The sequence below is a fragment of the Jatrophihabitans sp. sgz311053 genome (genome assembly GCF_056135305.1).
Window position 1 is genome coordinate 1,204,140 of record NZ_JBWAXP010000001.1, and the last position, 12,135, is coordinate 1,216,274.

At 70.8% G+C, this 12,135-nt stretch carries 10 protein-coding genes and 1 pseudogene; 5 read left to right on the forward strand and 6 right to left on the reverse strand.

Features of this window, described 5'->3' with window-relative positions:
* Positions 1–131 precede the first annotated feature (131 nt).
* Positions 132–1,289 carry a hypothetical protein gene (locus AC0NZQ_RS05530; protein ID WP_474528648.1) on the forward strand — a complete coding sequence of 386 codons (1,158 nt, stop codon included), beginning with the start codon at positions 132–134 and terminating at the stop codon, positions 1,287–1,289.
* 78 nt (positions 1,290–1,367) lie between these two features.
* Here AC0NZQ_RS05530 and AC0NZQ_RS05535 read toward each other — a convergent pair whose 3' ends face one another.
* A complete protein-coding gene (locus AC0NZQ_RS05535) occupies positions 1,368–1,586 on the reverse strand; it encodes a hypothetical protein (protein ID WP_474528649.1) in 219 nt (72 codons plus the stop codon).
* Between the two features lie 311 nt (positions 1,587–1,897).
* A pseudogene (locus AC0NZQ_RS05540) lies at positions 1,898–2,480 on the reverse strand (IS256 family transposase); the annotation flags it as partial.
* A gap of 197 nt (positions 2,481–2,677) precedes the next feature.
* Between AC0NZQ_RS05540 and AC0NZQ_RS05545 the strand changes: the two are divergent.
* Positions 2,678–4,414 carry a hypothetical protein gene (locus tag AC0NZQ_RS05545; protein WP_474528650.1) on the forward strand — a complete coding sequence of 579 codons (1,737 nt, stop codon included), beginning with the start codon at positions 2,678–2,680 and terminating at the stop codon, positions 4,412–4,414.
* On the opposite strand, the gene AC0NZQ_RS05550 is transcribed toward AC0NZQ_RS05545, so the two are convergent.
* From AC0NZQ_RS05550 to AC0NZQ_RS05560, 3 genes are all read right to left on the reverse strand, one after another.
* Positions 4,392–4,823, reverse strand: coding sequence for a very short patch repair endonuclease (locus AC0NZQ_RS05550; protein WP_474528651.1), 432 nt, complete (start codon positions 4,821–4,823; stop codon positions 4,392–4,394). The genes AC0NZQ_RS05545 and AC0NZQ_RS05550 overlap by 23 nt on opposite strands.
* On the reverse strand, positions 4,820–6,019 hold the full coding sequence (locus AC0NZQ_RS05555) for a DNA cytosine methyltransferase (protein WP_474528652.1): 1,200 nt from the start codon (positions 6,017–6,019) through the stop codon (positions 4,820–4,822). Before AC0NZQ_RS05555 ends, AC0NZQ_RS05550 begins: the two co-directional genes overlap by 4 nt.
* Before the next feature lie 78 nt (positions 6,020–6,097).
* Positions 6,098–7,291: a PspC domain-containing protein gene (locus AC0NZQ_RS05560; RefSeq protein WP_474528653.1), complete on the reverse strand. Its 1,194-nt coding sequence runs from the start codon at positions 7,289–7,291 to the stop codon at positions 6,098–6,100.
* 124 nt (positions 7,292–7,415) lie between these two features.
* On the opposite strand from AC0NZQ_RS05560, the gene AC0NZQ_RS05565 reads away from it, so the two are divergent.
* Positions 7,416–8,627: an ATP-binding protein gene (locus AC0NZQ_RS05565; RefSeq protein WP_474528654.1), complete on the forward strand. Its 1,212-nt coding sequence runs from the start codon at positions 7,416–7,418 to the stop codon at positions 8,625–8,627.
* Entirely contained in the window at positions 8,624–9,259 is a 636-nt protein-coding gene (locus AC0NZQ_RS05570; protein WP_474528655.1) for a LuxR C-terminal-related transcriptional regulator, read from the forward strand. Before AC0NZQ_RS05565 ends, AC0NZQ_RS05570 begins: the two co-directional genes overlap by 4 nt.
* A gap of 7 nt (positions 9,260–9,266) precedes the next feature.
* Here AC0NZQ_RS05570 and AC0NZQ_RS05575 read toward each other — a convergent pair whose 3' ends face one another.
* Positions 9,267–9,542 carry a chorismate mutase gene (locus AC0NZQ_RS05575; protein WP_474528656.1) on the reverse strand — a complete coding sequence of 92 codons (276 nt, stop codon included), beginning with the start codon at positions 9,540–9,542 and terminating at the stop codon, positions 9,267–9,269.
* Between the two features lie 216 nt (positions 9,543–9,758).
* Between AC0NZQ_RS05575 and pcrA the strand changes: the two genes are divergently transcribed.
* On the forward strand, positions 9,759–12,089 hold the full coding sequence (pcrA, locus tag AC0NZQ_RS05580; protein ID WP_474528657.1) for a DNA helicase PcrA: 2,331 nt from the start codon (positions 9,759–9,761) through the stop codon (positions 12,087–12,089).
* Positions 12,090–12,135: the final 46 nt, after the last annotated feature.

Here is a 12,135-nt window from a genome sequence, read left to right on the forward strand (position 1 = left end):
CTACGCCTCGTCGGGCAGTCGAAGCACTCTTGGCGGCGTCGGTCGCTCGCAGCGTGAACGTGCGCAGTTTTTTGCTAGACCGGGATAAGGGGTGCCCATTCCATTACGGCCTGACTGAGCCCGGTGAGGTCATGAGGTTGGTGACCGCGCTTGCCGCGCGGGGCTACTACACGATCGTCAACGAGACCATTGACGTGCGAGACGGGGGTGTGTCAGGCGTTGTGCTGGGCGGTGTCGTGGAGTTCGGCCCGAACGCAACCCCCCGCATCGTCGAAGAGCAGGGCACGGCCGCGTTGCCCCACGCCATCGCCACACGCTTACTCAGGTTGGTTTATGGATTCGAGCCCGATGTCCCGGATGACCGGTCGATACGTCTCGAGTTTTCGATCCATCCACGCAGAGTCGGCTATCGGCGAACCCACACGATTTGGTGGGAGGCGGGAGACGAGACTGAGGGTGTGCAGGTCGAGGCGCCCAACGTCTGGCCCAATCGATTCAGCCACCACCTCGGCGACAAGGCTTACGGCCTGCTGATGGCCCACTGCCTCGATCTGCCTGTCCCGCGCACGTCGGTCATAGGTCGACGCGTTGCACCGTTCACGTTCGGTGTGCCGACCGGCACAGGCGACACATGGCTGCGTACCTGTCCGTCTGAGCAGGCACCCGGCAAGTACACGACGGTGCCTTACTGGACGGACCCCTACGCATTGCTCGCCGCAGAGGATCCATCGGGAACCGAGATCTCCGCTGTACTTGCTCAAGAGGGAGTCGACGCGCTTTGGTCCGGTGCCACGATGCCGGTCGGAGCTGGTGACGATTTTGTTCAAGGCCTCCAAGGTTCGGGTGACGCATTCATGGTGGGCGAAGCGGCGCCGGCGGACCTGCCGGGCAACGTCACGGAGGACGTCCAGGCGCTCGCTCGGCGCGCGCGCGAGGTGCTCGGGCCCGTCAGGCTCGAATGGGCTCACGATGGCCGAAAGGCTTGGGTCGTGCAGATGCACATCGCCAGGCACTTCTTTGCCGGCACGCGTGTGCTGAGTCAGGGTGACGCTGCCGAGTGGATTGACTTTTATAGCGACGACGGTTTGGACAGTTTGCGCGATCTGCTACCGAAAGCGGCTGAGCGATGTGCCGGGATCCTCGTCCACGGAAACATCGGCATCACAAGTCATGTCGGTGATCTGCTCCGCAAGGCGGGCGTTCCGGGACGACTAAAGGCGGCCGCAGGTGGATGCGGCAACTCTCGGCTGAGTGATTCTCAGCAGTTTGAGGGGCGAGAACGAATCTGAATGCATAAGCAGCCAGCAGGTCGGTGCGATGCCCAGGCCTATCGCCGACGACGGAGCGCTACTCAACTGCCCATTGGTTCATTGATGTGCTGGCGGTCCTCTTCGATGAGTGACCTTGCGGGGCTGGACGACCTCGATCAGGGTGAAGCCGCACGCACTCGTGAAGGTCGCCAGGCTGGTCCGGCCTTCGCTCGATGACCATTCAATCCTGTCGGCGTCTGGGTCGAAATTTGATCGCGCCACGGTGGCCGCCTTCCCAAAACGGTTGGCCATCGCGGGGTCGTCGAGTTGCTGCACGGCGGCGCCTGGCCATATAGTTCTCTCGGTCAGTCGTCCTGCCGGTGTGCGCAGTCGATGCCGCAGTCGTTTTGGAGGGTTGGTCACGCGACCGCTCGGGAGGGGCCGACGAACGCCACTACGGCGCGTCCAGATCCGTCACTTGTACGAGTCCCGTGTCAGCGGCAGGACACGACCAATCCGAGAGGTGAGCCGTGGCGCTTGGACGACGAACCTGCCGTACCTGCCGCGTTCGATGGCGGTCTCTGGTGACGTCCCGTCCGGTGGTGTAACTGGCCTTCATCGTGGTCGGGTCAGTAAGTCGTTTAAGATCATGCCGTGAGCAACGCTGGTGGGACCACCTCCTCGGTGCCGGTGGTGGTCTTGTTGAGCAGATCTATCGAGGTTTCGGACAGGTAGCGGCGGTCGCTGACCTGCCACTGGTCGTGGGTCTCGACTAGCACCGAGCTGGCCAGGCGGAGCAGCGCGGCGGGGTTGGGGAACACGCCGACGACGTCGGTGCGGCGCTTGATCTTCCTGTTCACCCGTTCCAGCGGGTTGGTCGACCAGATCTTCTTCCAGTGGCTGACAGGGAAGTCGGCGAACGCGGTGACGTCATCGGCCGCCTCGCGAAGCATCGTTTCGACTTTGCTGAACTGGCGGCCGAGCATGCCGGCGATCACGTCAAGTTGGGCGCGGACATGCTCGGCGTCGGGCTGGGCGAACACGGTGCGGATCGGCGGCGACCATCTCGGCGTGGCCCTTGGGGACCTGGGCGAGCACGTTGCGCAGGAAATGCACCCGGCAGCGCTGCCAGGCCGCGCCGAGCAGCACTGCCTCGATCGCGGCCTTCAGCCCGGCGTGAGCGTCGGAGATGACCAGTTGGACACCGTGCGGGCCGCGGGTCTTCAACGAGGCTGCGGCCGAGTGTCGGAGGGCTGACGATGATCTCTGACGTCTCGACGTAGCCTGACCGCGTCCCTGCCTTGGCGTGGTGCGGCCGCCGCGCGCGAAGAAGCCGGTGAGAGCCGGCGGCTGCGAGATGCGTGGCCGTCGCCGGTTGTTCACGTCCCCGTCGCCGTCACGTCGGGGGCCGGTCGGACCGTGCCGTCATGACCCTCGTCCGTGCCGCGCGATCCGGCCCGAGCACCCCGGCGGCGCACGACGCGGCGGCGGACGACGCGGGCGGGGCCGTCCAGACTCCCGCCCACCTCGTGACGCCGGCGGCCCCCACACCGGAGCACCGGGTCGTCACACTGCTCGCCGCGATCTCGCTGCTCTACTTCGTCGGCGGCGCCTGGAGCACCCTGGTTGTCGGCAGCCCCGCCGGTGGCACCGCCTTCGGCGCGGTCTTCCCGCTGCTGCTGGTGACGGTCGCGGTGGTCCTGGGCGCCCGCCGCCGGCGCACCCTGGTGCTGGTCGACGCCGGCCTCATCGTGTTGGCGCTGGGTGTCACTATGGTCCGGATCGCTCCGCCGCTGTGGCATCCGCACTACGCGGTGGACGAGAGCGTGATCATGTACCGCGCCATCCAGGCGGTGGCGCACGGGCACAACCCCTACGCCGGTGACTGGTCGGCGCAGGTCGCGCGCGTCCCCACGCTGCTGCTGGACGGCAGCCATCCCGGCCGTTTCGGCTACCCGCCGCTGTCGGCGGTGCTCGGCGGCGGGCTGGCCCGGCTCGTCGGCAGCGAGCGTGCCCCCATCCTGCTGATGACGCTGTCGATGCTCGCAACCGCGGCGATCCTCTACCGGGTGCTCCCGGTCGCGCGACGCGGCCTCGTCGTGCCGGCCGTCGGGACCATCACCGTGATGCCCTTCCTGGCCGCGATGGCGTACCCGGCGGCGCTGATGATCCCGCTGCTCGTCGTCGCCTGTCACCGCTCGGCCCGGATCGGCCGGGGCGGCGAGCTGGGGCGTCGCGGTCTGCTGCAGGGCACAGCGCTGGGGCTGGCACTGGCCACGCAGCAGCTCGCCTGGTTCGTGGCGCCGTTCCTGCTCGTGGTGGTGTGGCGGGCGCGGCGAGGCGAGCTGGACCGCCGTCCGGCCGCCCTGGTGGTGCTGCGGCTCGGCGGTACAGCACTTGCCGCCTTCGCGGTGGTCAACCTGCCCTTCGTGGTGGTCGCACCTCACCTCTGGCTGCGCGGCATCACCGACCCGCTGCTGCAACACGCCATGTTCAACGGCCCCGGCCTGCCCAACCTGACGCTGCGCGTGGTCGGCGGCGGCGGGCAACTGGGCTACTGGTCGGTGGCTGCCGTGGTCGTCTTCGCCGGCCTGCTCGTGGCGACGGCGTCCTGGCCCCGGCTGCTCGGGGCCGGCGCCGTCGTCCTGCCGTTCATCGCGCTCTGGGCTTCGATGCGCGCCCAGACGCTGTACTACAACACCGCGCTGCCGCTTGTCTTCGCCGCCGCCGCGACCAGCGGCACGGACTTCGCCGCCGCACGGCCGCTGCGCTTCGGCCGGCTGCCACGCTGGGTGGTCCCCGGCGCCGCGGCCGTCGCGGTGGTGGGGCTGGCCGCCGCCGCGATGCTCACCCCGGCGCCGCTGCGGGTGCAGGTCGACGCCGTCGAGGTGCGGGCCGCCAACTCGAAGCTGCTGCGCTCGCTCTCGGTCTTCGTCCGCAACACCAGCGACCACGACGTCACGCCCCACGTCACCACGGACACCGGAGCCAAGTTCGGACCGTTCCTGCGGCAGGTCTTCGGGCCTCGGACGCTCCGGCCGGGCCAGGCCGCCGAGCTGGTGCTGGTCCCGCCGTCGATCCGTCCGAAGGTGCCGCGGCCGCACATCGTCTACATCGTCTCGGACGACCCGGCGACCGTCTCTACGGCTCGCGTTCCCCGCTGAGGGCCGCCCGCACCCGGGCGACGGTCCGCTCGGTCGGCTCGTGCTCCCAGGCCCGGACGACGCGCCAGCCGTGGCGGTGCAGCAGGGCATCGGACTCCTCGTCGCGGGCTGCGTTCCGATCGAGCTTCTCGCGCCACCAGTCGGCATTGGTGGCGGGGGCGGTGCCGTGCTCGGGACAGCGGTGCCAGAAGCAGCTGTCCACGAAGACGGCGACCCGCGCACGGGTGAAGACCACGTCGGGACGCACGGCGCCGTCGTCGAAGCGCAGTCGCAGGTCCACCCGGTAGCGCAACCCGGCCGCGTGCAGGGCTCGCCGGAGCCGCCATTCGGGTTTCGTGTCGCGACGCCGGACCGCACGCATGTTGCACGCCCTGGCCTCGCTCGAGGCGGGTGGCCGCGCCCGGCTCACGCCGCGACGGGGGCGGCGGGGAGGATGTCGTCGGCCCGCAGGTGGGTGCCGGGCAGGATCAGCGACGGCAACGACGGCCGGATCCCGCAGAGCATCCAGGACGTCAATCCCGCCAGCTGGTGGCTGATCAGCGGCGGCACGGCGTCGCCCACATGCCGGTAGCGGTTGACGAGACTGCGCCCGCCGAACCGGTAGTCCGCCGGGAACCCGTTGATTATCGCCATCTCGCGCAAAGTCAGCAGCCGGTCCTGCTCCGGGTGGCTGTACCGGCCATTGCCGACGTGCCCGCACTCGCGCTTGATGGTGGCCATCGGCGCGTCCCAGCGGGCGCGGCCGTAGACGTCCGGGTGGCTGCCGAGCTTGTTGCGCCGAGCGAGGTCCAGCATCGCCGGCGTCAGATGACGACGGAGTCGAGCGGTGGCCAGCAGGTCGCGCCACGAGCCGCCGTCGTGCGGGATCGCGGCGATACGAGCGCGGGTAGCGGCCGAGCCGAAGCGGGGCGCGAGGTGCGCGGGATCGTCCGGGTGGACCTCGCCTGCCGCGACCGGCGGCAACGCACCGATCGCGCGGCGGACCGTCACCGCGGCGGGGTCGACGACGTGACCGGACCACAGCTCGTCCAGGCTGTGCAACGGCCCGCGGGCGGCGACGACGACGGCGCGCTCGCGTAGCTGCGGCAGTCCGAAACGGGTGAGCAGATGCGCCTCGGCGTGCACCGCATAACCCTGCTCGGTCAGCGCGTCCCGCAGCAGCCGGAAGTGATGGCCGAAGTTGCCGGTGAGCAGCTCCCGCGCGTTCTCCATCACGATCACCCGCGGCTGCAGCGCGGCCGCGAAGCGGGCCACCCGGCCGACGAGGCTGTTGCGGGCGTCGTCGACCAGGTGGTTGCGGGCGTTGGTCCGACTGAAGCCTGTGCAGGGCGGGCACGCGGCGAGCACGTCCACCGGCCCGTCCAGCTCCAGCACGTCGGCGAGCTCCGCCGGCGCCACCGCCGCCAGATCCACCTGTCTCGGCCGGATCCCGATGTTCAACTCGTAGGTGTCGTTGCATCCCAGCGACCCGCGCCGGCTGCTCGGCTTGCCCAGCTGCGCGTCCGCGGCGGCGACCACCTCGAAGGACGGATGTGCCGCGAAGCCGTAGCTCATCCCGCCGCCGCCGGAGAAGAGGTCGACGACGCGCCACCTGCCGCCGGTCACGCCCGTCACTCTAGGGTCTGCGCCGAGCCCGGCCGGGTCGGACACGCCCCAGCCTCCGCCGGGCGGAGACGCCCGGCGTCAGTCGCGGGCCAGTTCGACGTAGCCGTCGGCCAGCTGGACGACCACGGTCGTCCGAGCACCGGTCGCGCCGGTGGGGGCCGGGACGTCGTAACCAGGGTCGCTGCCACTCGCGCTGATCTTCACCGTCGAGCCCTCACGGGTCTCGACCAGGCCGAAGCGGACCTTGGCGCTGAAGGCCACGTTGGCGTCGCGCCTTGTGAGGACCCGGACCTGCCCGACGGCCATCGTGACGTGAATCGTGCGTGGCGTCGCCTGCTCGGGCAGGTTTCGCAGGTCCAGGACGCCCTTGCCGATGGCGAGGCGGTACTGCGTTGCGGGGCGGACCGTCGGCTTCCAGTCACGCGTGCCGACGCCGTCGTGCAGGCTGGCGTGGCTCCCGGCGAAGGCCACCAGCCCGGCGCCGGCGATCACGAGCAGGGCGGTCAGACCCCACGGGGTCCGCCGCAGTGCTATGCCCGTGAGCAGGGCGACGCCGACGATGCCCAGGGTGACCCAGAGGTAGACCGGCAGGGCGATGCCGGTGGTCGCGTCGACGGCCGCGAGCACCGCGAGCGTCACCACCAGCACGCCGAGCGCTGTTAGTTTCACCGGCAACGCCCGGCGGCGACGACGTCGCGACGCCTCTCGAGCTTCGTCGAACCAGGCGCGCCCCTCGTCCAGCCAGGCCGGCCCGGCCGGGGACCCCGGCTGCGCGGTCGCCGGCTTGGTGAGGTCGACCCGCCCGTCACCGGCATCCGGTTGCCGGCCCTGCAGGTCGCGCCGGCCGAAGATGATCGCGAAGATCACCACGACGGCGACGATGGGGACGAACGGTCCCGGCGCCCACCAGCTGAAGGAGACCAGCCACAGCAGCAGGCCCGCGCCCACGGCCACCACCCACGGCGAGATGCCGCGGCGTCGCAGCTCGGCGATCATCCCGTCGATCGGCGCCCGCTCGGTGCCCGTCTCGGGGATCGCCGCCCACGCGACCAGGTACGCCAGGATGCCCGCGCCACCGAAGAAGGCCGAGACGGCGAACAGGACGCGAAAGAGGACGGGGTCGACGCCGAAGTAGTCGCCGAGGCCACCGGAGACGCCGGCGGCGACGCGGTCGCTCCGGCTGCGCCGCAGCACGCGCGGAGGTGCCGGCGGTGGACCGGGCGGGGGCGGGAGGTCGGTGGGCACGTCGGTCGGGGTGTCAGTCGTGGTCATGCCGACGACGGTCTCGTGCCGGCTGGTGCCAGGGCATCGGGCAGCCCCCTGAAGCAGACCCTGAACCGGACCCTCGGGGAGCATCCGGATGCGCGCGACCGGCCATGCCCGCAATCATGGTCGAGTGACGACGACCGCGGCACCCGTGCACCGGCTGAAGCGCCGGCCGGACACCGGCGTGATCTTCGGCGTCGCCCGTGGCATCGCCGATCACGTGGGGCTGCCGGTCAAGTACGTCCGGGCTGCCTTCGTCGCGCTCGCCTTCGCCAGCGGCCTCGGCGTCGCCCTCTACTTCGTCTTCTTCATCGTCCTGCCGGTCGACGCCCCGCCGACCCGGCCGCGGACGGGACGGCTGCTCGAGACCGTCCTCGCGGTGATCCTCGCGATGAGCGTCGTCGGCATCGCCGGCTCGACGCTGCCGCACGCCGGGCTCGTGCTGCCCGCCATGCTCGCCTGCCTCGGCGGCGCGCTGATCTGGCGGCAGGCCTCGGACGTCGACCGCTCCCGGCTGCTGACCCTCTCGCGGACGTCGCTGCTGGCCGGTTCGGACGACCGCCTCGGTCGGCTGCGGCTGCTGGCCGGGGCCGCGCTGGTGGTCGCCGGCGGCGTGCTGGTCCTGGCCCGCGCCGACGTCACCGCGCTGCGGGACGGCTTCATCGCGGTCGTGGTGGCGGTCGTCGGTGTCGCCCTCATCACCGGGCCCTGGTGGATGCGGTTGGTGACGCAGCTGTCGGCCGAGCGGGAGGAGCGCGTCCGCAGCCAGGAGCGCGCCGACATCGCTGCCCAGCTGCACGACTCCGTCCTGCAGACCCTCGCGCTGATCCAGCGCAACGCCGACTCGCCGCGGGAGGTGGCGCGGCTGGCCCGGGGTCAGGAGCGTGACCTGCGCAGCATCCTCTACGCGACACCGGCCGCCGGTCACTTCGCCGACCGGCTCCGCTCGCTGGCCGGCGAGGTCGAGGACGCCTACGCGGTGAACGTCGAGGTCGTCGTGGTCGGGGAGGCCGAACTGGACGACCGGCTCACCGCGGTCGCGGCGGCCGCCCGCGAGGCGATGGTCAACGCGGCCAAGCACTCCGGCGTCGCCGACATCTCGCTCTACGCCGAGATCGAGGCCGAGGAGGTGACCGTCTTCGTCAAGGACCGCGGCAGCGGCTTCGCCATCGAGGACGTCGCCGCCGACCGGCAGGGCGTGCGTGGTTCGATCATCGGCCGGGTCGAGCGGCACGGCGGCGAGGTCCGGCTGCGCTCGCAGCCCGGCAGCGGCACCGAGGTCGCCATCACCATGCCGCGGCCGGCCGCGCCGCGCGCGACGACGGAGGAGCAGGTGTCATGACGAGGGTGGTGCTGGTCGACGACCACGGCATGTTCCGTGCCGGTGTGCGTGCCGAACTGGGGGAGCGGGTGGAGGTCGTCGGCGAGGCCGGATCGGTCGACGAGGCGCTCGCGGTGATCTCCGCCCGGCGTCCCGATGTCGTGCTGCTCGACGTCCACATGCCCGACGGCGGCGGGCTGGCCGTCCTGGAGGGGGTGGGCGACACGCTGCCCAAGACCCGCTTCCTGGCGCTGTCGGTCTCCGACGCCGCCGAGGACGTCATCGCCGTCATCCGCGCCGGGGCCAGCGGCTACGTCACCAAGACGATCTCGGCGACGGATCTCGCCGACGCCATCGAGCGGGTCGCCGACGGTGACGCCGTCTTCAGCCCGCGGCTGGCCGGTTTCGTGCTGGAGGCGTTCCGGGGGGCGCCGGTGGTGCCGTCGGTCGACCCCGAGATGGATCAGCTCACCCCGCGGGAGAAGGAGGTGCTCCGGCTGCTCGCCCGCGGCTACGCCTACAAGGAGATCGCCGCGGAGCTGTTCATCTCGGTGAAGACGGTCGAGACGCACGCCTCGAACGTGCTGCGCAAGCTGCAGCTGTCCAACCGGCATCAGCTGACGCGCTGGGCGGCGGACCGCCGGATGCTCTGAGCCAGCCTCAGCGCGCGCCGCGGCAGACGGCCAGGACGGCGTCGGCGAGCTCGGGCCCCTGCTGGCCCAGGGCGCCCCGGTAGGTGTCGCGGATGACCCGCTCCCGGCCGAGCTCGACGCGGGTGCCGCCGGCGTTCATGCGGGCGGTCTGCACGCGGGTCGAGAGCTTGGCCCGCTCGACGATGAGCCGGAGGATGGCCTCGTCCAGGCTGTCGATCTGGGTGCGGAGCACCCGGATGGAGTCGACGGCGTCGGCGGTGGTGGCGGTCTCGGTGACGGTCATGGTTCCTCTTCTCGGACGGCGGCCGGTCCCGGACACGCAAAACGCCCCGGGCACCGGCCCGGGGCGTTGGATGGTCGAACTTCAGCCAGCAACGACGGGCACCGGTCGGTACCCGTAGAAAAATCGCGCGCTGCTGGACACAGGGGCATGGTTGCACGGATCCGGTCCTGTGGGCAACCGAGCGCTGTCGGCGTCCCGACGTAGGCTGGACCGGCGATGAGTCAGCCCGCCCTCTTCACCCCAGACCGCACGGCCGGCAAGCCGCACAGCCTGCTCGACGGCCTCAATTCGCAGCAGCGCGCCGCCGTGGTCCACGAGGGCGGTCCGCTGCTCATCGTGGCCGGCGCCGGCTCGGGCAAGACCCGGGTGCTCACCCATCGCGTCGCCTACCTGCTCTCCGAGCGGGGTGCAACGCCCGGCCAGATCCTCGCCATCACCTTCACCAACAAGGCCGCGGGCGAGATGAAGAACCGCGTCGCCGCCCTGGTGGGGGCCAGGGCCAAGGCGATGTGGGTCTCGACCTTCCACTCGATGTGCGTCCGGCTGCTGCGCGCCGAGGCCAAGAACCTGGACCTGAAGACCTCCTTCTCGATCTACGACGCCGACGACTCCCGGCGGCTGCTCACCCTGGTGGCGCGGGAGCTGGAGCTGGACGCCAAGCGGTACCCGGCCCGGTCACTGTCGGCGCAGATCAGCAACCTCAAGAACGAACTCGTCACGCCGCAGATGTGGGCCGACAAGGCCAGCGGACAGGCCGAGAAGGCGCTGGCCGACGTCTACCTGCGCTACCAGACGCGGCTGCGCGAGGCCCACGCCCTGGACTTCGACGACCTGATCATGACCTCGGTGCGGCTGCTGCAGAGTCACCCCGACGTCGCCGACCACTACCGCCGCCGGTTCCGGCACGTGATGGTCGACGAGTACCAGGACACCAACCACGCGCAGTACATGTTGGTGCGCGAGCTGACGATGCCGGAGCCGAACGCCCCGTACGAGCCGGCCGAGCTGGCGGTGGTGGGTGACGCCGACCAGTCGATCTACGCCTTCCGCGGCGCCTCGATCCGCAACATCCTGGAGTTCGAGCGCGACTACCCGGACGCCACCACGATCCTGCTGGAGCAGAACTACCGCTCGACGCAGACGATCCTGAACGCGGCCAACGCGGTCATCTCCCGCAACGCCGACCGCCGGCCGAAGAACCTGTGGTCCGACGCGGGGCAGGGCGAGAAGATCGCCGGCTACGTCGCCGAGAACGAGCACGACGAGGCCGCCTGGGTGGCGCAGCGCATCGACGAGCTCGGCGACGCCGGTGCCGCCAAGCCGCAGGATGTCGCGATCTTTTATCGCACCAACGCGCAATCACGCGTCTTCGAAGAGGTCTTCATCCGGGTGGGGCTGCCGTACCGCGTCGTCGGCGGCGTCCGCTTCTACGAGCGCAAGGAGGTCCGCGACGCGCTGGCTTACCTGCGCGTCATCGCCAATCCCGCCGATGTCGTCTCGCTGCGTCGCATCCTCAACACGCCACGGCGGGGCATCGGTGACCGCGCCGAGGCCTGCGTGGAGATCTTCGCCGAGCAGGAGCGCATCCCGTTCGCCGCAGCTCTCGAGCGGGCCGATGTCGTCCCCGGCCTCGCGGCTCGTTCGCGCAGCGCCATCCAGGGTTTCACCGAGCTCATGACCGAGCTGCGGGGCATGGCGGCCGGCCCCGACGGCGTCCCCGGCGCCATCCTGGAGGCGGTCCTCGACCGCACCGGCTACCTCCGCGAGCTGGAGGCCTCCCGCGACCCGCAGGACGAGTCCCGCGTCGACAACCTGCGCGAGCTGATCAACGTCGCCCGCGAGTTCGAGGAGCAGCGCGCCGCAATCGACGAGGAACCCACCCTCGACGCCTTCCTCGAGCAGGTGTCGCTGGTGGCCGACGCCGACTCGATCCCGGACTCCGACGGCGGCGTCGTCACGCTGATGACGCTCCACACCGCCAAGGGGTTGGAGTTCCCGGTCGTCTTCCTCACCGGACTCGAGGACGGCGTCTTCCCGCACATGCGCTCCCTCGGCGACCCCGGCGAGATGGCCGAGGAGCGTCGCCTGGCATACGTCGGCATCACCCGCGCCGAGCAGCGCCTCTACCTGTCGCGGGCGCTGTCGCGCTCGGCCTGGGGTGCGCCGCAGTGGAACCCGCCGTCGCGCTTCCTCGACGAGGTGCCCGGCGAGCTGGCCGAGTGGTCCGGCGCGGTCGAGCGGACACCCTTCGTCGACCCGTACGGCGACGACCCACCCGGTCGCCACGGCGACCACGGCTACAAGTCGCGGCCCCGGCGCTCGGCGCAGGAGCAGCTGGCGGCCTCGGGTCGAGCCCGCGGTGGCGTCGGCAACCGCGCCATCCCCTCGCTGGACGTCGGCGACCGTGTCACCCACGACCAGTTCGGCATGGGGTCGGTGGTGGCAACCCGCGGCAGCGGTGAGGGATCGCAGGCCCAGATCGACTTCGGTGGCGACACCGGGCTGAAGTGGCTGATGCTGCGCTACGCGCCGGTGCAGAAGCTGTGATCCGGCCCTGAGCTGACGACCTCGGCCTGCAACACGACGGCGGGTA

What these genes read in the sequence shown, in the direction of transcription:
- pcrA (WP_474528657.1), top strand. Translation starts at nt 9,759, where the DNA reads ATGAGTCAGCCCGCCCTCTTCACCCCAGACCGCACGGCCGGCAAGCCG.
- AC0NZQ_RS05545 (WP_474528650.1), top strand. Translation starts at nt 2,678, where the DNA reads ATGACCCTCGTCCGTGCCGCGCGATCCGGCCCGAGCACCCCGGCGGCG.
- AC0NZQ_RS05575 (WP_474528656.1), bottom strand. Translation starts at nt 9,542, where the DNA reads ATGACCGTCACCGAGACCGCCACCACCGCCGACGCCGTCGACTCCATC.
- AC0NZQ_RS05530 (WP_474528648.1), top strand. Translation starts at nt 132, where the DNA reads ATGAGGTTGGTGACCGCGCTTGCCGCGCGGGGCTACTACACGATCGTC.
- AC0NZQ_RS05560 (WP_474528653.1), bottom strand. Translation starts at nt 7,291, where the DNA reads ATGACCACGACTGACACCCCGACCGACGTGCCCACCGACCTCCCGCCC.
- AC0NZQ_RS05570 (WP_474528655.1), top strand. Translation starts at nt 8,624, where the DNA reads ATGACGAGGGTGGTGCTGGTCGACGACCACGGCATGTTCCGTGCCGGT.